This is a genomic window from Neglectibacter caecimuris (assembly GCF_034335015.1).
In the GTDB taxonomy this organism is placed as follows: domain Bacteria; phylum Bacillota; class Clostridia; order Oscillospirales; family Acutalibacteraceae; genus Acutalibacter; species Acutalibacter caecimuris_A.
Map to the genome: position 1 here is coordinate 447,565 of NZ_JAWXXK010000001.1, position 20,986 is coordinate 468,550.

19 protein-coding genes are annotated in these 20,986 nt (G+C 58.0%); 13 read left to right on the forward strand and 6 right to left on the reverse strand.

The window, feature by feature from the left end; all coding sequences use genetic code 11:
• The first annotated feature begins 82 nt into the window (after positions 1–82).
• From recQ to U8T64_RS02050, 4 genes are all read left to right on the forward strand, one after another.
• Positions 83–1,924 carry a DNA helicase RecQ gene (gene recQ, locus U8T64_RS02035; RefSeq protein WP_322180436.1) on the forward strand — a complete coding sequence of 614 codons (1,842 nt, stop codon included), beginning with the start codon at positions 83–85 and terminating at the stop codon, positions 1,922–1,924.
• 17 nt (positions 1,925–1,941) lie between these two features.
• On the forward strand, positions 1,942–2,826 hold the full coding sequence (gene mnmL / locus U8T64_RS02040) for a tRNA modification radical SAM protein MnmL/YtqA (RefSeq protein WP_322180438.1): 885 nt from the start codon (positions 1,942–1,944) through the stop codon (positions 2,824–2,826).
• Between the two features lie 158 nt (positions 2,827–2,984).
• Entirely contained in the window at positions 2,985–4,340 is a 1,356-nt protein-coding gene (locus U8T64_RS02045) for a GntP family permease (protein WP_367575388.1), read from the forward strand.
• Between the two features lie 72 nt (positions 4,341–4,412).
• On the forward strand, positions 4,413–5,645 hold the full coding sequence (locus U8T64_RS02050; RefSeq protein WP_322180440.1) for a glycerate kinase type-2 family protein: 1,233 nt from the start codon (positions 4,413–4,415) through the stop codon (positions 5,643–5,645).
• A 128-nt stretch (positions 5,646–5,773) separates the two neighbouring features.
• Here U8T64_RS02050 and U8T64_RS02055 read toward each other — a convergent pair whose 3' ends face one another.
• The 6 genes from U8T64_RS02055 to U8T64_RS02080 form a co-directional block, all read right to left on the reverse strand.
• Positions 5,774–7,258, reverse strand: a complete 1,485-nt coding sequence (locus tag U8T64_RS02055; protein WP_322180442.1) for an L-fucose/L-arabinose isomerase family protein — start codon at positions 7,256–7,258, stop codon at positions 5,774–5,776.
• 252 nt (positions 7,259–7,510) lie between these two features.
• On the reverse strand, positions 7,511–8,896 hold the full coding sequence (locus tag U8T64_RS02060; RefSeq protein ID WP_322180489.1) for an MATE family efflux transporter: 1,386 nt from the start codon (positions 8,894–8,896) through the stop codon (positions 7,511–7,513).
• Position 8,897: 1 nt separating this feature from the next.
• Positions 8,898–10,289 (reverse strand): MATE family efflux transporter, encoded by a 1,392-nt coding sequence (locus U8T64_RS02065; protein WP_322180444.1) that lies wholly within the window; start codon positions 10,287–10,289, stop codon positions 8,898–8,900.
• 523 nt (positions 10,290–10,812) lie between these two features.
• Positions 10,813–11,763 carry an alpha/beta hydrolase gene (locus U8T64_RS02070; protein ID WP_322180446.1) on the reverse strand — a complete coding sequence of 317 codons (951 nt, stop codon included), beginning with the start codon at positions 11,761–11,763 and terminating at the stop codon, positions 10,813–10,815.
• 30 nt (positions 11,764–11,793) lie between these two features.
• Positions 11,794–12,384, reverse strand: a complete 591-nt coding sequence (locus tag U8T64_RS02075; protein ID WP_322180447.1) for an HAD family hydrolase — start codon at positions 12,382–12,384, stop codon at positions 11,794–11,796.
• Positions 12,385–12,444: 60 nt separating this feature from the next.
• Positions 12,445–13,203, reverse strand: a complete 759-nt coding sequence (locus U8T64_RS02080; RefSeq protein WP_322180449.1) for a TrmH family RNA methyltransferase — start codon at positions 13,201–13,203, stop codon at positions 12,445–12,447.
• A gap of 431 nt (positions 13,204–13,634) precedes the next feature.
• Between U8T64_RS02080 and U8T64_RS02085 the strand changes: the two genes are divergently transcribed.
• The 9 genes from U8T64_RS02085 to accB all read left to right on the forward strand — a co-directional run bounded on the left by U8T64_RS02085 (position 13,635) and on the right by accB (position 20,872).
• On the forward strand, positions 13,635–14,366 hold the full coding sequence (locus U8T64_RS02085) for an RsmE family RNA methyltransferase (RefSeq protein WP_322180451.1): 732 nt from the start codon (positions 13,635–13,637) through the stop codon (positions 14,364–14,366).
• A complete protein-coding gene (gene ymfI, locus U8T64_RS02090) occupies positions 14,363–15,088 on the forward strand; it encodes an elongation factor P 5-aminopentanone reductase (RefSeq protein WP_322180452.1) in 726 nt (241 codons plus the stop codon). Before U8T64_RS02085 ends, ymfI begins: the two co-directional genes overlap by 4 nt.
• A 120-nt stretch (positions 15,089–15,208) precedes the next feature.
• On the forward strand, positions 15,209–16,165 hold the full coding sequence (locus U8T64_RS02095; RefSeq protein WP_322180454.1) for a beta-ketoacyl-ACP synthase III: 957 nt from the start codon (positions 15,209–15,211) through the stop codon (positions 16,163–16,165).
• A 74-nt stretch (positions 16,166–16,239) separates the two neighbouring features.
• Complete coding sequence (fabK, locus tag U8T64_RS02100) at positions 16,240–17,184, forward strand: enoyl-[acyl-carrier-protein] reductase FabK (protein ID WP_322180456.1); 945 nt, start codon at positions 16,240–16,242, stop codon at positions 17,182–17,184.
• Between the two features lie 14 nt (positions 17,185–17,198).
• On the forward strand, positions 17,199–17,417 hold the full coding sequence (locus tag U8T64_RS02105) for a DUF6019 family protein (RefSeq protein ID WP_322180457.1): 219 nt from the start codon (positions 17,199–17,201) through the stop codon (positions 17,415–17,417).
• An 8-nt stretch (positions 17,418–17,425) separates the two neighbouring features.
• Positions 17,426–18,343: an ACP S-malonyltransferase gene (gene fabD, locus U8T64_RS02110; protein ID WP_322180459.1), complete on the forward strand. Its 918-nt coding sequence runs from the start codon at positions 17,426–17,428 to the stop codon at positions 18,341–18,343.
• Between the two features lie 16 nt (positions 18,344–18,359).
• Positions 18,360–19,097 (forward strand): 3-oxoacyl-[acyl-carrier-protein] reductase, encoded by a 738-nt coding sequence (gene fabG, locus U8T64_RS02115; RefSeq protein WP_322180461.1) that lies wholly within the window; start codon positions 18,360–18,362, stop codon positions 19,095–19,097.
• 59 nt (positions 19,098–19,156) lie between these two features.
• Positions 19,157–20,395 (forward strand): beta-ketoacyl-ACP synthase II, encoded by a 1,239-nt coding sequence (fabF, locus tag U8T64_RS02120; RefSeq protein WP_322180462.1) that lies wholly within the window; start codon positions 19,157–19,159, stop codon positions 20,393–20,395.
• A 30-nt stretch (positions 20,396–20,425) separates the two neighbouring features.
• Positions 20,426–20,872: an acetyl-CoA carboxylase biotin carboxyl carrier protein gene (gene accB / locus U8T64_RS02125; RefSeq protein ID WP_322180464.1), complete on the forward strand. Its 447-nt coding sequence runs from the start codon at positions 20,426–20,428 to the stop codon at positions 20,870–20,872.
• The last annotated feature ends 114 nt before the right edge of the window (positions 20,873–20,986 follow it).

The following is a 20,986-nucleotide window of genomic DNA, read 5'->3' on the forward strand; positions in this document are numbered from 1 at the left end:
CACTCAAATCGTGCAAAAATGGCAGAGTTTAGAGGTTCCCTGTCTTATGTGCAGAAATGATAGAAAAAGAAAGCGGTGCTTTATGATGGACAAGTACGGGGCTCTGGAGACCTATTTCGGCTATACGGAGTTTCGGCCCGGCCAGGAAAAGCTGATCGACGGGCTTCTCGGCGGGCGGGATATTTTGGGGATCATGCCCACCGGCGGCGGGAAATCCCTGTGCTACCAGATCCCCGCCCTGCTCCTGCCGGGGGTCACCTTTGTGGTTTCTCCCCTGATCTCCCTGATGAAGGATCAGGTGGCCGCCCTGAAAAACGCGGGAGTCAGCGCCGCCTATCTGAACAGTTCGCTGACCCCTGGCCAGCTGCGGCACGCCACGGCAAACGTTCGGCAGCGGCAATATAAAATTGTCTATGTGGCGCCGGAGCGCCTGATGACGGCGGACTTTTTGGAAACCGCCAAAGGGTTGCCCCTTTCCCTTTTCGCGGTGGACGAAGCCCACTGTATTTCCCAATGGGGGCAAGATTTTCGCCCCAGCTACTTAAAGATCGCGGAATTTCTCAGCGCCCTGCCTCACCGGCCCCCGGTGGCCGCCCTTACCGCCACCGCCACCGCCCCCGTGCGGGAGGATATCATTCGCCTGCTGGAGCTGAGATCGCCCCTTACGGAGCTGACCGGCTTTGACCGGCCAAACCTCTTCTTCGATGTACAGACGCCCCGCAAAAAGCCGGAGGCGCTGCTGAGTCTGCTTTCCCGGAGAACGGATCAAAGCGGCATTGTTTACTGCTCCACTCGAAAAACGGTGGAGGCGGTGTACGAGCTGCTCTGCGCCAAGGGCGTTCCCGCCGCAAAATACCATGCCGGGCTTCCTGACGAGGAGCGGAAAGAAAACCAGGAGGATTTTCAGTTCGACCGGAAGACTGTCATGGTGGCCACCAACGCCTTTGGCATGGGCATCGACAAATCCAATGTGAGCTTTGTCCTTCACTACAATATGCCGAAGAGCATGGAAGCCTATTATCAGGAGGCGGGCCGGGCCGGGCGGGACGGCAACCCCGCGGACTGCATTCTGCTGTACTCCGCCGGAGACGTCGCCACGGCCCGGTATCTGATCCAGAACAGCGGAAACGAAGAGCTTACCCCGGCGCAGCAGGAGGAGGTACGGCAGAAGGATTATCACAGGCTGGAGCAAATGGTGCGCTACTGCACGGCAAAAACCTGCCTCCGCCATAAAATTTTGCGCTATTTCGGCCAAAAGGGCCCAGATACCTGCGGCAACTGCGGCAACTGCCTTACCGACTACCGGGAACGGGACATTTCGGAGGAGGCGCGAAAGCTCGTGCAAGGTATCCTGGCGATCAGGGAAAAACTGGGCTATTATGTGGGGGCCACCCTCATTGTCCGCACCCTGTGCGGCAGCAGGGAAAAGCGGGTGCTGGAGCTGGGGCTGCACAAACTGCCCTGCCACGGCTCCATGGCGGGAACCAGAACAGAGCTTCGGGAGCTTTTGAACCATCTGATCCAAACAGGATATCTGCTGGTAGACCCCCAATACAACACCTTAAAGCCCCAAGAGACCGCCCTGGGACTGCTCCGGGGCGAGACCGTGACCATGCGCGTCCGGGTGGACCGCCCCGCCCCCACGACTTCCTCCGTGAAAAAGGCAAGGTCCAAAGCAGACCTTTCGGGAGACCCCCTGTATGAGGCCCTGCGGAGGCTTCGCACAAAAATTGCGGAGCGGGAGGGCGTTCCCGCCTATGTGGTATTCACAAACGCCGCCTTGGCGGACATGGCCCGGCGCAGGCCCGCCACCCGGGAAGAACTGCTGGCGGTTTCCGGCGTGGGCGTGCACAAGGCCGACCGGTATGGAAAGCATTTCCTTGCCGCCATCAAGGAATTTGCCGATCCGGAAAACGCGGGCTGAGAAACGGAGAAGGAACCATGCGCAGGCTGTCTAAAGTTTTACAGGAAGAGTACGGGGAAAAGGTGTATAAGCTTTCCCTGAATTCCGGCTGTACCTGCCCCAACCGGGACGGTACGGTGGGCGTGGGCGGCTGCGCCTTCTGCTCCGAGGGCGGCTCCGGGGAATTTGCCCCGCCGTTTCTGCCCATTGAGGAACAAATCCAAGCGGCAAAGCGCCTGATTCAAAAAAAGACAAACGCCCGGCTCTTTATCGCCTATTTTCAGTCCTTCACCAACACCTACGGCGATATCCACCGCCTGAAGGCCCTGTACCGGGAAACCATTCTTCGGGACGATATCGCTGTTCTCTCCCTGGGCACCCGGCCGGACTGCCTGGGGGAAGAGGTTATGGAAATGCTGCGGGAGCTCCATTCCCACAAACCTGTTTGGATCGAGCTGGGCTTGCAGACCGCCCACGATGAAACCGCCCGGGCCCTGAACCGGGGATATGATCTTCGGGTATTTGAGGAGGGCTACCGCCGGGTAAAGGAAGCGGGGCTCACAGCCGTTATCCACGTAATTTTCGGCCTGCCGGGGGAATCCCGTGAGGATATGCTGGAAACGGTACGCTATCTTGCCCGGCTGACCCCGCCGCCGGACGGGGTGAAGCTGCAAATGCTTCATGTGCTGAAGCACACCGAACTGGGGCGACGCTATGAAAAAGCCCCTTTCCCGCTGCTGAGCATGGAGGAATACACAGACCTCATTGCCGAAAGCGTAAGGCTTTTGCCGGAACAGACCGTGCTTCACCGCCTCACCGGCGACGGTCCCGCCCGGCTGCTGCTGGCGCCGGACTGGACGCGGAACAAAAAGAAAGTATTAAACGCCATCAACCGGAAGCTTGCCGCCCTTTCCCTGCCATAATAGCCTCCGCAACGCAAAAAGGAACAAAGCCATCCCAAATATTTCATAAAGTTATTTAATTTTTCACTAATTTATTATATACTATTTACCATACAGGAACCTACCGGAAAAATTTTATGCGGTACCGGCAGGCTCCGGAAATTGAAGGAGGTAGAAATATGCTGTCCGGTATTCCTCTAATCATTGCCTTTGTGCTGGCTATTGTGGTAATGATCGTGGCAATCAGTAAGTTCAAGATCCATCCGTTCCTTTCGATCATGGGGGTGTCCCTGATCCTGGCGCTGCTCTCCCTGGAGCTGGGCGATGTGCCCGGCACCATCGGCGCAGGCTTCTCCAGTACCTTCTCCAGCATCGGCATCGTCATTATTTTGGGAGCGCTGATCGGCCTGGTTCTGGAAAAGACCGGCGCGGCTCTGAAAATGAGCGACTGCGTTGTCAAGCTCGTGGGCAAAAAGCACCCGGAGCTGGCGATTTTGCTGATGGGCTGGATCATTTCCATTCCTGTGTTCTGTGATTCCGGCTTTGTCATTCTCGATCCCATTCGCCGCGCTATGGTTCGGCGCACCAAGACTTCTTCCGTGGCCATGACGGTGGCCCTTTCCGTGGGCCTTTACATTTCCCACTGCTTCATTCCGCCCACGCCGGGCCCCATTGCCGCCGCCGGAACTCTGGGCGTTGGCGACCATTTGCTCACCGTAATGGGCCTGGGCGCGCTGATCTCTATTCCCGCCTTGGTCGCCGGTTATTTCTATGCCAAGTTCATTGGCAGCCGCGTGAAGGATAAGTCCGAGCGGGAAGAAAACAGCGAAGAGGTGGTACAGACCTACGAAGAGCTGGTGGCTTCCTACGGTAAGCTTCCCGGCGCTTTCCTGAGCTTCTCTCCCATTCTGGTTCCCATCATTCTCATGGGCCTGGGCTCCGCCTTCTCCATGGCGGGCATCAGCGTTCCGGCCCTTGCCTTCCTGGGCACTCCCGTGATCGCTCTGGCAGTGGGCGTGATCTTCAGCGTTTTTGTACTGCTCTCTTCCGGCAAGACCGCCGAATTCTATGAGATCACCAACGAGACCCTGAAGACCGTTGGCCCCATTCTGTTCGTAACCGCCGCCGGAGGCGTGCTGGGCAAGGTCATCAGCGCCGGCTCCATGGTGCAGTACATTACCGACCATTCCACCGTGCTTTCCGCACTGGGGATCTTCTTCCCGTTCCTGCTGGCGGCCATTTTGAAGTCTGCACAGGGCTCCTCCACGGTGGCCATCACCACCACGGCCGGCATCATCGCCCCCCTGCTGCCCCAGCTGGGGCTGGATAGCCCGGTGCGCGCCGCTTTGACGGTCATTGCCATTGGCGCGGGCGCCATGACGGTTTCCCATGCCAACGACTCCTACTTCTGGGTCGTTACCAATTTCGGTGATATGACGGTAGAGGACGGCTACAAGACCCAGACCATGTCCACTCTGGTCATCGGCGTTACGTCCATGCTCGCCGTATTTGTCGTCAGCCTTATTGTGCACTGATTTTATTCGTTAGTGACCCTGTGGCCGCCGCGGCAGCGGCGGCCATTTTACTGGAAGCGGAGGAAACAAACCATGCGTGTGACAGAAGACGCTCAAATCATCATGAAGGCCGCCTTAGACGCGGCCCTGCCCGATACCGCCGTAAAAAAGGCGCTGACAGAGCTTCCCCTGTACAGGGGAAGGCTGATCCTGGTGGCCATCGGCAAGGCCGCTTGGCAAATGGCCTCGGCCGCCTGGCATGTTTTAGGGGAGCGCGTTGACGGCGGCATTGTTATTACAAAGCACGACCATTCCCAGGGGCCCATCGGCCCCCTGGAGATTCGGGAAGCGGGCCACCCCGTGCCCGATGAGGATTCCTACACCGCCACCCAGGCCGCCATTGACCTGATCACGCCCCTGGGGGCGGACGACCTGGTGCTGTTCCTGATCTCCGGCGGCGGCTCGGCCCTTTTTGAAAAGCCCCTGATCGACACGGTGGAAATGGACGATATCACCCGCCAGCTTCTGGCCTGCGGGGCGGATATCGTGGAAATGAACACCCTGCGAAAGCGGCTGTCCGCCGTAAAGGGCGGAAAATTCGCCCAGCTCTGCGCCCCGGCACAGGTTTTTTCCGTGGTGCTTTCCGATATTTTAGGGGACCCCATGGATATGATCGCCTCCGGCCCCGCCTATCCCGACAGCGCCACAAGCGCCCAGGCCCGGGCCATTGTGGAAAAGTACGGTCTAAAGCTTTCTCCGGAGGCTCTTGCCCTGCTGGAAACCGAAACACCCAAGGAGCTCCATAACGTCCGCTCCCAGATCACCGGGTCTGTCCGCCAACTGTGTGCGGCCGCCTCCAAGGCCGCCGTGGAGCTTGGCTATGAGCCGGTCATTCTCACCGCCGACCTCTGCTGCGAGGCTAGAGAGGCCGGCAGCTTCCTGGCCGCCATCGCCCAAACCCACAAAGGCGATGGAAAATCGCTGGCCTATATCGCCGGCGGAGAAACGGTGGTCCACCTGACCGGAAAGGGCCTGGGCGGCAGAAACCAGGAGATCGCCCTGTCCGCCGCCAAGGGGATCGATGGCATCGAAAATTGTGCCGTGTTCTCCCTGGGCTCCGACGGCACAGACGGCCCCACCGATGCCGCCGGAGGCATCTGCACCGGAGAAAGCGCCGAAAAGCTTCGGCAAGCGGGGCTAAGCCCTGACGAGGTCCTCCGGGAAAACGACGCCTACCACGCCTTGAAAGCCATTGACGGTCTTCTTTTCACCGGTCCCACCGGTACCAACGTCAACGACCTTTCCTGCCTGCTGCTCCGCCGCTAGCCAAAAAACATCAATACCGCGCCAAAGGGCGTGGCATGAATAACAAGCTCTAAAAGGACATGATATTAGACAAAAGAGCCGTGCGGCAAGTAACATGCCGCACGGCTCTTTCAATTGCAAAAAATGCTTTAGGCGAAGGGATTCTCACTGGGGTAGAGCATACCCTTGGGCTGGTTGAAGCCAATGTCGGCAACCCCCAGGTACTTAAAGACCTCGAACAGGGCCTTGCCGTGATGGCCGAAGGCCACGGCCCCGTGATGGGGATAATTCTTCTCAATAAGCACATGGCGGTAGAACCGGCCCATCTCCGGAATGGCAAACACGCCGATGCCGCCGAAGGAACGGGTGGCGACAGGCAGAACCTCTCCCTGTGCCACATAGGCCCGAAGAATGCTGTCCGCCGTGCTTTGCAGCCGGAAGAAGGTGATATCACCGGGGGTAATATCGCCCTCCAGAGTTCCCTGGGTGACCTCCTCCGGCAGGGTGCGGGCCATGATCATCTGATACTTCATGGTGGGCTTGCAGAGCTTCTTGGAGCAGGTGTTGCCGCAGTGGAAGCCCATAAAGGTATCGGACAGGGTATACTGGTATTTCCCCCGGATCTCGCCTTCATACATATCCTTGGGCACGGTGTTATTGATATCCAGCAGGGTGACAATATCACCGCTGACGCAGGTGCCGATGAATTCGGAAAGTGTGCCGTAAATATCCACCTCGCAGGAAACGGGAATTCCCCGGCCGGTCAGGCGGGAATTCACATAGCAGGGCACAAAGCCGAACTGGGTCTGGAAGGCGGGCCAGCACTTGGTAGTGAGGGTCACATACTGCCGGTAACCTCTGTGGGCCTCGATCCAGTCCAGCAGGGTGATCTCATACTGGGCCAGCTTTTCAAGGATCTCCGGCTTCTGGTTGCCCTCGCCCAGTTCCCGCTCCATATCGGCCTTGACCTCCGGAATACGGGGGTCGCCCGCATGCTTGTGGAAGGATTCAAACAGATCCAGCTCAGAATTTTCCTCGATTTCCACGCCCAGGTCGTACAGCCGCTTGATAGGGGCGTTGCAGGCCAGGAAGTTCAGAGGCCGGGGGCCGAAGCTGATGATCTTCAGGCCCCGCAGACCCACAATAGCCCTGGCAATGGGCAGGAACTCATGGATCCGATCCGCGCACTCCTCCGCGTCTCCCACGGGGTTTTCGGGAATATAGGCCTTGATCTCCCGAAGCTTCAGGTTGTAGCTGGCGTTCAGCATGCCGCAGTAAGCGTCGCCCCGTCCGCCGATCAGGTTATCTCCGCTTTCCTCCGCCGCGGCGATAAACATGGCGGGGCCGTCAAAGTGCTTTGCCAGGAGAGTCTCGGAAATTTCCGGGCCGAAATTGCCCAGGTACACCACCAAAGCGTTGCACCCGGCCTTTTTTACGTCCTCCAGCGCCTGTACCATGTGGATCTCGCTTTCCACAATGCAGATGGGGCACTCGTACACACTGGCGCTCTCCGCTCCGTATTTTTCCGAAAAGGCCTTCATCAGCGCCTTCCGGCGGTTTACGGAAAGGCTTTCCGGGAAGCAGTCTCTCGAAACAGCCACCACACCTATTTTTACTTCTGGAATGTTCTTCATAGCAGTTCCTCCCGTTTTTATTATTCAGGGTCGCTTGAAAGGCCAAAAGCACCGTCTGTTTCACCGGAAGCAGACGGTTTCCTGCGGTTTTCGTTCTGAAACCGCCCGCACCCGAACAAGCCAGGGGATTTTTCTGTTTTCAAGCAGCCCGCTGCCGCTGGCTATTATCTCTATCATAATGCAGACCAGGAAAAAAAGCAATCCTTTTTGAAGATTCAGAAACGGCGAATTGCCGCCTCCGCCCTTCCTGGTTTATTGCCCGCTTTCCGCCGTGGGCGGCCCTTCCGGATTCTGCCTGGCAATGCTCCGCTTCAACCAGTTCATGCGGAAATAGTAGATCAAAAATACCGCGGCGGTCACCACCCAGGTGACGGGATAATTCATGGCCACCATCTGCATGGTGCGGTGCAGGGGTACCGCCGCCGCGATCCAGAGAATGCGCAGGCCGCACACGCCGAAGCAGGTGATCAGCATAGGCTGCAGGGCCTCTCCCGCGCCCCGAATAGTGCCGGAAAGGATCTCGATAAACACATAGGTAAAATACGAGGGCGCCAGCACGTGGAAAAAGCTTTGCCCGATGGAGATCACAGCCTCGTCCGCCGTGAAAAAGCGCAGCAGCCGGCCGCCAAAGAAAAATACGACAGCGGAAAGAGCAATGGTGGAGCTCAGCGCCATAAAAAGGCAGACCCGGGTACCTTTTTTCACCCGGTCGTATTTCCCCGCGCCGAAGTTCTGGCCCGCGAAGGTGGTAATGGAAATGCCGAAGGCCCCCATTACCATCCAGATAAAGCCGTCGATCTTGCCGATGGCGGCCCAGGAGGCGATAGCGTCCGTGCCGAAGGAATTGATGGAGGCCTGGATCAGCAGGTTCGAGATGGAATACAGCACAGACTGAGCCCCGGAGGGCAGACCGATCCGAAGTACATTCTTAAAAACGTCCCGGTGAAAGCGGATCTGACGAAGCTCCACCCGATAGGAATCCCGGGTCAGCAGCAGCCGAAGCATCACAAGCACGGCGCTTACCACCTGGGAAAGCACGGTCGCCAGCGCCACGCCGAACACGTCCCAATGAAAGGCCACGACAAAAAGCAGATCCAGCACGATATTGACCAGGCAGCAAACCATCAGCACGTAAAGGGGCATTTTGGAATCTCCGATGGCCCGAAGGATCCCGGTGCCCACATTGTAAATGAGGCAGGCAATGACTCCCGCATAATACACATTGATATAGGTCAGCGCCCCGTCCAAAATTTCCTCCGGCACCCCCATCAGCAGCAGGGCGGGCCGGGAGGTGAGAATACCCGCCACAGTGAGGAGCACGCCCCCCGCAAGAGCCAGGGCCATGGAGGTATGTACCGCCTTGGAAACATTTTTCGCGTCCCCGGCGCCGTAAAACTGAGAAATGATCACAGTAGCGCCGGAAGCGAGGCCCACAAAAAAGCCCACCAGCAGATTGATCAGCGTTCCGGTGGTACCAACGGCGGCCAATGCCTGCTTGCCCACATACTGCCCCACGATCACGGTATCTACCGTGTTATAGAGCTGCTGAAAAAAGGTGCCGATCAAAATAGGGAAAAAGAACCCCAGCAGCTGCTTCCAGATCACGCCCTCAGTAATGCCGTTTTCCCTGTTTCTCACCTTACTCAAGTCCGTTTTCTCCTTCCGCTACTTCCTGCCGCCAGCCCCTGGAGCGGGAGAGTCCATGCATTCTTCCATAGTATGAGATCGTCAGCAAAACCGCCGCGCCCAGCCACGCGCCTACCTCCGCGTAGAAGATGCCCTCCTGCCCGATCGCAAGGGGCAGAAGCAGCGCCACCGCAATCCGCATTGCCATTTCCATAAAGCCCGAGGCCATGGGGATCACCGTATCCCCCAGCCCCATCAGAGCCGCCCGGTAAATATGAAGCAGATACAGAATCGGCAGACACAGGCTCATGATCGCCAGGTAATGATAGCCGATCCCCATGGAGGCCTCTACCTCCCCCGGCGTACCGGAAATGAACAAGCCTAAAAAGATTTTCCCGAACAGCAGCATGCACACGGCGATCACCGCAGAGGTGGCAAGAGCGATCACGGCGGCGCTGCGCATGCCCCGCTTGATGCGCTGTAAAAGCCTTCCGCCCAGGTTCTGCCCCACATAGGAGGTGACTGCGTAGCCGTAAGAGGTGGCGGCGATCTCCAAAATGCCATAGAGCTTATTGGTGGCGGTAAAGCCCGCGATAAACAGCATTCCATAGCGGTTGATAACGGACTGCACCACCATGCCGCCCACGGAGATAATGCCGTTCTGCAGGGCCACGGGAGTGCCCAGCTTCAACAGGGAGACCGCCATCTGCCGGGAAGGCAGCAGATCCTTTTTTTCCAGCTTGAGGAAAGTGACCTTTTTCACGTTAAAGAAGCAGTATACCCCGGAAAACACCTGGGCGATGACAGTGGCCGCCGCCGCGCCGGCAATGCCCCAGTGGAAGCCCATAACAAACAGCAGATCCAGCCCCACGTTGATCAGCGCCGCCACGATCATAGCGTAAAGAGGCGTTTTGCTGTCGCCCAAAGCCCGAAGAATGGCGGCCAGGAAATTGTATGCGGTGATCACGGGAACACCCGCGAAAATGATCCGCAGATAGAGCAGGGAATCCCCGAAAATGTCGTTCGGGGTATTGAGAAGCCGCAGCACCGGCCCGGCGGAAAGCTGGCTCAAAAGCAGGATCAGTGCGGAAGAAACGGCGCACAAGGTCAGAGAGGCCCCCACAGACCGGGAAAGCTCCCGATGGTCCCCCGCCCCAAAATATTGCGCCATCAAAATGGAAAAGCCCTGGGTCAATCCCTGTACGATGCCCAGCACCATCCAGTTCAGCCAGTCCGCCGCGCCTACCGCGGCAAGGGCCTTGACCCCCACCACCTGCCCCACCACGGCGGTATCCACCACCGTGTACAGCTGCTGGAACACATTGCCCGCCATCAAAGGCAGGGCAAAGGAGATCAAAAGCCGAACAGGAGAGCCCTCCGTCATATTCCGGATCCGCTGTGCCATGAAACGCTTCCTTTCCAGTTAGAGAGTTTTGAAGGAATTATTCGATAAATTGGAATTTAGCGAACCGATGACCAGCAGAAACCCTTGCCTCCCCTGAATAGGGGGAGAAGGTTGCTTTGCAACCTTCTGGGACCACCGTCAGGTGGTGGAGAGGTTCCAGCTCGCTGGCGGACCGCATAAAACCTGACTTTTCTACTTCGTCACCACAGAACCCCTCAGTCATGCTAACGCATGCCAGCTTTCTACGCTTCGCTTCGGTTGCTGTGCCCCAGTGGGGGGGGGGAAGGTCTCCAGTGGAGACCGTTCTGACCTGACCGAGCCGGCAGGCGAGAAAGCCAAGGGTGCCATATCTATTCCAATTTTTCAAACTCCGTCCTTGACCTTAAATTGCTCATTGCTCATTCCTAATTTCTCATCGAAAAAGCAGCGAAAGCGAATTGTTTCGCCTTCGCCGCTTTCAGGCCGAATATTGCTATCTTATCATGGTCTATCGGGGTTTGCAATACCCTTTTCGAAGGTTTTTTCAGAATTTTCGCTCATACTTTTCCAGAAAGGCTGCGATCTTTTTTTCACAGCCCGGGGTGTCCATGGCAAAGCTTTGGGCGTGGCCCGCTCCCGGCACCAGGAATACGTCTTTTTCCCCGGCGCAGGAGGCGAAATTTTCCCTGGTCATGGAAAGGGGAACAAAATCGTCCGCCTCGCCGTGGAGAAACAGCACGGGAAGGCTGCTCTCCGCCAGTGCCTTGCGGGAATCCGCCCCTTTCAGGGAAAAGCCTGCCCGCATTCTTGTGATCAGGTCAAGAACAGAAAGCAGCGGAAAGCCGGGAAGCTTAAAATCCCGCTGAGCAACGTGCTTCATGATCTCCCAGGGAGAGGTAAAGCCGCAGTCGGCGATCACGCCCCGCACCGTGTCCGGCAGCTCCAGAGAAGAAGCCGTCAGCACGGTAGAGGCCCCCATGGAAATGCCTGCGAGGAAGAGATTTTGGGGGGCAAAGCGCTTTGCGAGATACCGGGCCCAGTCCCGGCAGTCCAGCCGCTCCTTTACGCCGTAGGTGATGTACTTTCCCTCGCTGAGCCCGTGGGCCCGCTGGTAGGGCAGCACCACTCCATAGCCCAGGTCGTGAAAGAATTTCGCCTCCAGCGCGAAATCGATGGTGGCAAGGGAGCGGTAGCCGTGAAAGGCCAAAACGATCCCCCTGGGAGCTTCCCCCTCCGCCGAAAGAAACAGAGCCCGCAGCTTCAGGCCGTCATGGGAGGTAAGCTCCAGGGTTTCCACCGTGTGTTCTCCGATCCACCTCTGGGCCTCCCGCATTCGTTCCCGGAAGGGATTCCAGATGGAGCTTTCCTGCTCATACTCCTCATCTCCCCGCTCCTGAGGCTGCCGGAGAACGGCGAACCGGAAAAAATACTGCCCCGCTCCCAGCAGGGCCAGCACCAGCAGCAGGAAAACAGCCAATAAGATCCAAGGCCACATAAAAAAACCTCTTTTCAAGTGGTGATCGTCTTACAAAAGCAGCTCCGCCGCAGGGCCGTAATCCCCCTGAAATTGGAGAGCCTGCATTCCGGCGGCCCGGGCGCCCTCCACGTTTTCCAGCAGATCATCGAGAAACAGGCATTCCTCCGCCCTGAGGCCATATTGCGAAAGCAAATGCTCATAGATTTTCCGATCCGGCTTCAGAAGATGGAGGTCGGCGGAAACGACGATCCCCTCAAAATATTCCTCCGGTACCAATGCCGGAAAATACCGGTAAAACGCGTTGCTGGCATTGGACAGTACAAACAGCCGGTAGCCTCGCTCCTTTAGGCGCCGGCAAAAGGAAAAGGCGCCTTCGATGGGCCGCAGATAGTGATACCACTTTTCACAGCAGCTTTGCAGCGCCCCCCAATGCTCCCGGGGAACGCGGCCTTTAATTAACTCGAACCGGTCCTCGTCCCGGATCAGCCCCAGGTCTCCCTGGACCCATTCCGGCCCCTGAAACAGTTCCCGGCGGATCAGCGCCTTCTCCTCCTCCGAGCCGCAAAACGCCTCCAGCGGAAGCTCCGGATCATAACGCAAAAGCACATTTCCCATATCGAACACTACATTTTTTATCATGGCGACCTCTTCCTTTCTAAAATTTATTTCTTTCCGAACCTCTGATAGAACAGCAGCAGTTCAGCCTTTTTCCGATCCCAGCCTTCCGTTTTTCTGGGTGAACACATACGTCCCCACCGCCACGGAGACCGCCAGATTCAGGGAATCCACCGCGCTGGTCTGGTCGATAAACAGGCTTTGCCCATAGCCCTGAAATTCCGGCGGCAGGCCGCTTGCCTCGTTGCCGAACACCAGGGTGTACTGCCGGGCCACCGGGCAGCTTTCCGGGGTGAGCACCGTGCCGCCGTCCAGCATAAAGGGAAAAACGCTTCTTCCCTCTCCGTATTCCTTCAGATAAGCCGGAAAATCCGGAAACCACTGGACCTCCAGCTGAAACAGCGCTCCCATGGAGGCCCGCACCGCCTTGGGGTTCCAGAGATCAGCGGCGGAATTGCCGATGATGGCCAGGTCCCGAATGCCAAAGCCCAGCAGGGTGCGCTCTATGGTGCCCAGGTTCCCCATGTCGGCGGGCTCCACCAGCGCCACATGGGGAACCTCCTTCCGCAGGGCCCCGGTATATTTCTCAAATTCCCCCGCCGCATAGCAGATCTCCTTTTGAGAGATGCGCTCCAACGCCTTTTTCCAGCAAAGGCAGGGGACCTTCTTTTCCGCGCACAGGGAAAGCAGCTTTTCCTTTTCCCGGAAGCCCTCCTGGTAATATACGGCCCTGACCTGCTCCGGACGGTGCAAAAGCAGCTCAAAGGTGGGAAATGGCCCCAGCGTATACGAGTGGTCAAATTCCTTCTTATATTTTTTCGGCAGCTCCCGGGACATTTCCATTCCTGCCTCTCCCTTCGCAAAGCTTCTCTTGCTCCATTTTACCCTTTTGGGAAGAGAATGGCAAGAGGCGCAATAGGAAATGAGAAATGAGGAATTAGCAATGAGCAATTTAAGAACAGAGTTCAGGAAAGGATAACTTTGTGGATAGTCACCTCTTGTCATTCTGAGCCGCAGGCGAAGAATCTCATCCTTACTCCCTGAAAAGAGCAAAGGACGAGATTCTTCACTTCGTTCAGAATGACAGGTGGAAAATGAGCGGATAGTCTTTAACTCCCAATTTATCAACCTTGCCCTCAAATTGCTCATTCCTAATTGCTCACTGCCTTCTGCCCTTCTCTAACAACTAAGTTGACAAAGAAATCAGCCGGGGGTACAATGCAGAAAACGGCAGGCGGAGGGATCCCCTGGGGCGAGAGGAGCGGTGATGGACGGTGCCAAGGTTTTTCATTGAGCGGGAACCTTTGGAAAAGGAATATTTTGTAGGCGGAGAAAGCGGCTCCCATATGGTGCGTTCCCTGCGTATGCGGCCTGGGGAGAGGGCTGTCCTCTGCGCGGGGACGGGAAAGGATTTTCTCTGCACGGTGCTGGAATGCCGCCAGGAGGGAGCGCTGGTGCGGATCGATGAAATCCGGGAAAGCCGGGGCGAGCCCAAGGTAAGGCTTACGGTGTGCCAGTGCTGGCCCAAAGGGGATAAGCTGGAAACAGTGGTGCAGAAGGCCGTGGAGCTGGGCGCGGCGGAGCTTTGGCCCCTGGAAAGCGCCCGATGCGTTTCCCGCCCGGATCGGAAAGCCGCGGAGAAAAAAAGGGAGCGGCTGCAAAAAATTGCCCTGGAGGCGGCCCAGCAAAGCGGGAGGGGGATCGTACCCGCCGTTTTGCCGCCCGCCACGCTGCGGCAGGCCCTGGAAATCGCCGGGGAGCAGGGCGAGCTTCTGTTTTTCTACGAGGAGGGCACGGAAAGCCTGAAGCAGGCTTTGAGCGCCATGGGAGACAGGCTGTTCCTGTTCGTGGGGCCGGAGGGCGGCTTTACTCCGGAGGAAGCCGCCCTGGCGAAAAGCCTGGGGGCAAGGCTTCTGACCCTGGGGCCCCGGATCCTGCGGACGGAAACCGCGCCCATCGCGGCGCTTTCGGCAATCTTATACGAGCGGGGAGAATTTGAGCGATGAAAAACGTACTGATCACCGGGGCCTCCGGCGGGATCGGCAGGGCGGCGGCGCTGGCTTTTGCCGAAAAGGGCTATGGCGTAGCGCTCCATTATCGAAACGATGAGGCGTCCGCCCGGAAAACAGCGGAAGAAATTCTCTCCCAAGGGGGAAATGCCGCCGTTTTCCAAGCGGAGCTTTCCCGGGAAGCGGAAGTAGAGGCCCTGTTTGACCGGGCGGAAAAGCAGCTGGGCTTTTTGGAAGTTCTGGTCAATAACGCGGGAACAGACTGGAAGGGCCTTCTCCCCGATATGAGCCTAAAGGAATGGAACGATCTTTTCGCGGTAAACTGCACCGGGGTGTTCCTGTGCTGCCGCCGGGCACTGCCGCCTATGATACGGAGAAAGACAGGGAGCATTGTGAACGTCGCCTCCATCTGGGGGGAAACCGGAGCCTCCTGCGAAGCGGCGTATTCCGCCTCCAAGGCGGCGGTGATCGGCCTGACAAAGGCTTTGGCCAAGGAGGCGGGCCCTTCCGGAATTCGGGTAAACTGCGTTTCTCCTGGTGTGATCTCCACCCCCATGAACGCCGGTCTCTCCGAAGAAGAGCTGGCTTCTCTGCGTGAGGAAACACCTCTCCTTCGTATTGGAACGCCGGAGGAGGTTGCACAGGCCATGGTATTTTTAGCGGGAAACACCTTTGTCACTGGACAGGTGCTGGGAATAAATGGAGGATTTGTCATTTGACAAATCCTCCGTTTTCCTATAGAATGTAAGGGTTATCTTCCACCGGATTTTTTTGGAAAAGAAGAAAGAAAAATCCAGGGGAAAGCTGTGAAAAACAGAGGAAAAAAGGAGGTCGGGGCCGTGAGCTTTCGGATATTGGGAACAGGCAGCTTCGTGCCGGAGCGTGTTGTGACAAACGAGGATCTTTCCCAGATGGTGGAGACCTCTGACGAATGGATCACAAAACGGGTCGGCGTAAAACAGCGCCGGGTGTGCACCACGGAATCGGCGGCGGATCTGGGGGTGCAGGCTGCCCGAAACGCTTTGGAAAATGCCGGGGTGCGCCCGGAGGAGCTGGATCTGATCATTGCCCCCACTATCAGCGCGGATACCATTTCCCCGGGTCTCGGCGGCATGGTGCAAAACCGCATCGGCGCTCACTGCCCTGCCTTTGATATGAATGTGGCCTGTCCCGGCTTTTTGTTCGGCCTGGACGTGGCGGCGGGCTTTTTTGCCCGCAAAGCTGTGAAAAAGGTGCTGGTGGTCAGCGCCGAGCGCATGAGCGGTCTGCTGGACTGGACGGATCGGAGCACCTGCTGCATTTTCGGAGACGGCGCGGGGGCGGCGGTGCTGGGCGAGGGGGACAATTACCTGGCCTCCGAGCTGCACACCAAGGGCGGAGACGAGATCATTTCCATTCCCACCGCCTGGGACAATTCCCCCTTCTATCAGCGGGAAAGAGAAAAAGCCTGCGTGCACATGCAGGGGCAGGAGACCTATAAATTCGCCGTGACCTCCATGGTGAACGATATCCGCTCTGTCATGGAAAAGGCGGGAATCACCGGGGAGCAGGTCAAATGGGTCATTCCCCATCAGGCCAATTACCGGATCATCAACGAGGCAAGAAGGCGCCTGCCGGAGATCGCGCCGGAGAAATTCGCGATGAATATTGAACGTGTGGGGAACACCTCTTCCGCCAGCGAGCCGATCCTTTTAGACGAGCTCAACCGCGCCGGGCAAATACAGGCCGGAGACTATGTGCTGCTTTCCGCCTTTGGCGGGGGATTGTCCAGTGCGGCTTGCGTTGTTAGATTTTAGTTGTCAGTGATTCGTTGTTAGAGAAGGGCAAGGGCTTTTCCCGTGTCCGGATTTTTGAAAAAGGAGCTTACCTTATGATAAAAACACCTCTTTGCGATCTGTTGGGGATCAAATATCCCATTTTCCAGGGCGGCATGGCCTGGATCTCCGATGGGAAGCTGGCGGCCGCCGTGTCCAACGGCGGGGGGCTGGGCATTATCTCCGCCATGAACGCCAACGCAGAGCACTTGAAAAAAGAGATCGATATTGCCCGGAGCCTGACGGATAAACCCTTTGGGGTCAATATTATGCTCATGTCCCCCTTTGCCGATGAGGTGGCCAAGCTTGCCGCCGAGGAAAGGGTCGCTGTGGTCACCACCGGGGCGGGAAACCCCTCCCGCTATATGCCCCTGTGGCTGGAAGCCGGGATCAAGGTGATCCCTGTGGTGGCCTCTGTGGGTATGGCAAAGCTGGTCACCAAGGCGGGGGCCTCCGCCGTGATCGCCGAGGGCGGAGAATCCGGCGGCCATGTGGGAGAGCTTACCACCATGGTGCTGGTGCCCCAGGTATGTGACGCCACGGACCTGCCCGTGCTGGCGGCCGGCGGCATCGGAGACGGCCGGGGGATCGCCGCGGCCTTCCAGCTGGGCGCCGTGGGCGTGCAGGTGGGCACCCGGTTCCTGGTGGCCGAGGAGTGCGGCGTACACCCCAATTACAAGAAAAAGGTATTGAAGGCAAACGATATTTCCACCATGGTCACCGGCAAGCGGCTGGGCCACCCGGTGCGGCAGATCAAGAATCAGTTTGCCAAGGAATATTTTAAGGCGGAATACAGCACCATGAGCGACGAGGAGCTGGAAAAGCTGGGCGCGGGCGCTTTATACCGGGCCGCCGTGGAGGGCGATGAAAAGACCGGCGACTTTTTGGCCGGGCAGATCGCCGGCATGATAGACAGAGAGCAGCCCGCCGCCGAGATCATCAAAGAGATGTTCACCGAGGCGGAGGCTGTGCTGAAAACCGCCGGACGCTGGCTGGGCTGAGAAGAGGAAGTCTGATGGAACCTATCGTTTTTTCTCTCCTTTTACTCTTTTTAGGCGTTGTGGTTCTGTATTTCGTAGTGAAAGAAGCCGTCAAGGCCGGGATCAAGGAGGCCTGGAGTGAGCTGAAGGCCCCGGCAGAAGCTGAGAACGCGGAGGAGATCCAGGCGAAAGAATCGGGACAAAAGCCGGAAACGGCGGAGCGGCAGGAACAGAAAATCTCTGACAGGGAGTAGTGTAACCTATGGGAAAAATCGCATTTCTATTTTCCGGCCAAGGAAGCCAATACAGCGGTATGGGAAAATCCCTGTATGACGCGAGCCCTGCCGCGAAGCAGGTGTTTGACACGGCGGACGGCATTCGCCCCGGCACCTCGAACCAGTGCTTTACGGGTACGGTGGAGGAGCTTTCCATAACAAAAAACACCCAGCCCTGCCTGTACTGTGTGGATCTGGCGGCGGCAAGGGCCCTGGAGGAAACGGGGATCCATGCCGACTTCGCCGCGGGCTTTTCTCTGGGCGAGGTGGCGGCCCTGACCTTTGCGGGGCTTTTTCCGGACGAGGACGGCTTTTCCTTTGTCTGCAAGCGTGCGGAGGCCATGCAGGAGGCGGCGGAACGGAATCCCGGCTCCATGGCCGCCGTGCTGAAGCTTTCCAACGAAACGGTGGAAGGGCTGTGCAAAGAGTTTTCTCAGGTTTGGCCTGTGAACTATAACTGCCCCGGCCAGCTGGTGGTTGCCGGGGAAAAGGAAGGGCTTTCCCGGTTTTGCGCCAGAGTGGCGGAAGCGGGAGGAAAGGCCGTGCCGCTTGCCGTCAGCGGAGGGTTCCATTCTCCCTTCATGGAAAGCGCGGCGAAGGAGCTGGCTGAAGCGTTGGCCGAAACGGCGGTGGAAGAACCCCGGCTGCCGGTGTACGCCAATTTCCACGGGGAGCCCTATGACGCGGACAGCGCCCGGGAGCTGCTGGTAAGGCAGGTAAAAAGCCCGGTGCGCTGGCAGGAGACCCTGGAGGCTCTGGCGGCCCGGGGCACAGATACCTTTATCGAATGCGGCCCGGGGAAAACCCTCTCCGGCCTGGTGAAAAAAACGCTGAAGGACGTAACGATCCTTCGGGTAGAGGACGCGGAAACCCTGCAGGCGGCAGTGAACGCTTTGCAAAGCTGAGAAAGGAAGACTGTTTATGAAGCTGGAAGGAAAGATCGCGCTGGTCACAGGAGGTTCTCAGGGCTTGGGCAAGGCCATCGCCCTGAAGCTGGCGGAAAATGGAGCCGATATCGCGGTGGTCTACGTGGGGCCGGAGGAACCGGCCCTGGAAACCTGCCGGGAGATCGAGGCCATGGGCCGCCGGGCCAAGTCCTACGTTTGCGATGTACGGGACGAAGCGGCGGTGGAAACCACGGTGGAGGCTGTGAAAAACGACCTGGGCAAAGTGGATATTCTGGTCAACAACGCCGGCGTCACCCGGGACGGCCTGATGGTGGGTATGAAGGACGAGGATTACGACATGGTTCTGGATATCAACCTGAAAGGCGCGTTCCATATGACCCGCGCCTGCTATCGGGACTTTATGCGGAAAAAGGCCGGAAAGATCATCAACATCAGCTCCATCGCAGGCCTGGTAGGCAACGTGGGGCAGGTAAACTATGCGGCCTCCAAGGCGGGTTTGATCGGCATGTCCAAGTCCATTGCCAAGGAGCTGGGCAGCCGGGGCGTTTGCTGCAACTGCATTGCCCCCGGCTTTATCGCCACGGAGATGACAAAGGATATCAAGGAAGATAACCCCCTCCTGCAGCAGGTCCCCATGAAAAAAATGGGAACGCCGGAGGACGTGGCAAACATGGCCCTGTTTTTGGCTTCCCCGGAATCCGACTATGTCACCGGAGAGACTATTCGGGTAGACGGCGGGTTGGCGATTTAGTTGTTAGTAATTAGTTGTTAGAGAAGGGCAAGGGCTGTACGACGGAAGGAGTGGTCTGCGTGAGACGCGTTGTGATTACGGGAATGGGGGCGGTCACGCCCATTGGAAACAGCGTTCCTGAGTTTTGGGAGGGGCTGAAAACAGGAAGGTGCGGCATTGGGCCCATCACCAGGTTTGACGCTTCAGAATACAAAGTAAAGGTGGCGGCGGAGGTCAAGGAGTTTGACCCCCTGCGGTACATGGAAAAGGGGGATGTGCGCAAGTATGACCTTTTCTGCCAGTACGCTCTGGCCGCAGCCGCCCAGGCGGTGGAGGAAAGCGGCGTCAAAGGGACGCTGCCTCCGGAGCGGATCGGCACCTATTTCGGCTCCGGTATCGGCGGCATCAACACCTTTTCCGAACAGCACCAGGCGCTACTGGAAAAAGGGCCCCACCGGGTCTCTCCGTTTTTCATTCCCGCGCTGATCGTCAATATGGCGGCGGGGCTGATCGCCATCAAGCACAACTTCCAAGGGGAAGCGCTGCCTGTGGTCACAGCCTGCGCTACCGGCAACAACGCCATTGGCGAAGCGTACCGGGCCGTCAAGCACGGTTATCTGGACGCTGTGCTGGCGGGAGGCGCGGAAGCAGCGATCCTGCCGGTGGGTGTGGCGGGCTTTGCCAATATGAAGGCGCTTTCCACCACGGAAGACCCTGCCGCCGCCTGCGTTCCTTTTGATTCGAGGCGCAACGGCTTTGTCATGGGCGAAGGCGCCGGGGCGTTGGTGCTGGAGGAATATGAGCACGCCAAGAACAGAGGCGCGAAGATCTATGCCGAGCTTTGCGGCTATGGCGTTACCTGCGACGCCCATCATATCACCGCCCCCCACCCGGAAGCCATCGGCGGCGCAGCGGCCCTGAAAATGGCCTATGACGAGGCCGGCGGCTGCGCGGACCCTGCCAGGCTCTATGTAAATGCCCACGGTACCAGCACCCCCCTGAACGATTCCAGCGAGACCCTGGCAATCAAGAAAGGCCTTGGGGAAGAGGCGGCCCGAAAGTGCATGGTGAGCTCCACCAAATCCATGACAGGCCATATGCTGGGAGCCGCCGGGGCGGTGGAAGCCATTGCCTGCGCGCTGGCGGTAAAGGAAGATCTGGTCCCTCCCACCATCGGCTATCAGGAGCCGGATCCTGCCTGCGACTTGGACTATGTGCCGAACGCCGCACGGAAAGCTCCGGTAGACCTGGCCCTTTCCGCTTCCCTGGGCTTCGGCGGCCACAACGCGTATCTGGCCTTCAAAAAGGCGGAGGCCTAAAGAGACCCTATCGAGAAGGAGTTTTTATCCATGGAGATCAAACAAATTAAAGAGCTGGCCCGCGTGATGAAGGAAAACGATCTGACCGCTCTGGAGATACACGAGGAAGGGAGCTCCATCAGGCTGGAAAGGAATCGGGAAATTGCCGCTGTACCGGCTTCTTCCCTGCCCGGCACGGCGGGAAAAGCTTCTTCTCCCTTTACCCCGGCGGGAGCTGAACCCGCCGCGCCTCAAGAGGAAAAGGGAACGGTAGTGGCTTCCCCCACCGTAGGCGTGTTTTATGCGGCAGCTTCCCCGGACAGCAAGCCCTTTGTAGAGGTGGGAGATCAGGTAAAAAAGGGAGATACCCTGTGCATTATCGAGGCCATGAAGCTGATGAACGAGATCCCTGCCGAAACAGACGGCACCATCGCGGAGATCTGCGCGGCAAACGGCCAGGTGGTAGAATATGACCAACCTCTGTTCCGTATCGTATAATATCCGCAAAGGGCGCGGATATTATGGAATTTTACTTGTCCCGCCCAGTTCTTCGCTTCGCTCAGACGGGCGATGGACACATGATACCAACGCACCCATGGCGCTTATGGTATA

Coding starts and splice junctions, on each gene's coding strand:
- fabK (WP_322180456.1), top strand. CDS start 16,240: ATGATAAAAACACCTCTTTGCGATCTGTTGGGGATCAAATATCCCATT.
- U8T64_RS02055 (WP_322180442.1), bottom strand. CDS start 7,258: ATGAAGAACATTCCAGAAGTAAAAATAGGTGTGGTGGCTGTTTCGAGA.
- recQ (WP_322180436.1), top strand. CDS start 83: ATGATGGACAAGTACGGGGCTCTGGAGACCTATTTCGGCTATACGGAG.
- U8T64_RS02065 (WP_322180444.1), bottom strand. CDS start 10,289: ATGGCACAGCGGATCCGGAATATGACGGAGGGCTCTCCTGTTCGGCTT.
- accB (WP_322180464.1), top strand. CDS start 20,426: ATGGAGATCAAACAAATTAAAGAGCTGGCCCGCGTGATGAAGGAAAAC.
- U8T64_RS02080 (WP_322180449.1), bottom strand. CDS start 13,203: ATGGAAATGTCCCGGGAGCTGCCGAAAAAATATAAGAAGGAATTTGAC.
- fabD (WP_322180459.1), top strand. CDS start 17,426: ATGGGAAAAATCGCATTTCTATTTTCCGGCCAAGGAAGCCAATACAGC.
- U8T64_RS02075 (WP_322180447.1), bottom strand. CDS start 12,384: ATGATAAAAAATGTAGTGTTCGATATGGGAAATGTGCTTTTGCGTTAT.
- ymfI (WP_322180452.1), top strand. CDS start 14,363: ATGAAAAACGTACTGATCACCGGGGCCTCCGGCGGGATCGGCAGGGCG.
- U8T64_RS02105 (WP_322180457.1), top strand. CDS start 17,199: ATGGAACCTATCGTTTTTTCTCTCCTTTTACTCTTTTTAGGCGTTGTG.
- U8T64_RS02070 (WP_322180446.1), bottom strand. CDS start 11,763: ATGTGGCCTTGGATCTTATTGGCTGTTTTCCTGCTGCTGGTGCTGGCC.
- U8T64_RS02050 (WP_322180440.1), top strand. CDS start 4,413: ATGCGTGTGACAGAAGACGCTCAAATCATCATGAAGGCCGCCTTAGAC.
- mnmL (WP_322180438.1), top strand. CDS start 1,942: ATGCGCAGGCTGTCTAAAGTTTTACAGGAAGAGTACGGGGAAAAGGTG.
- U8T64_RS02045 (WP_367575388.1), top strand. CDS start 2,985: ATGCTGTCCGGTATTCCTCTAATCATTGCCTTTGTGCTGGCTATTGTG.
- fabG (WP_322180461.1), top strand. CDS start 18,360: ATGAAGCTGGAAGGAAAGATCGCGCTGGTCACAGGAGGTTCTCAGGGC.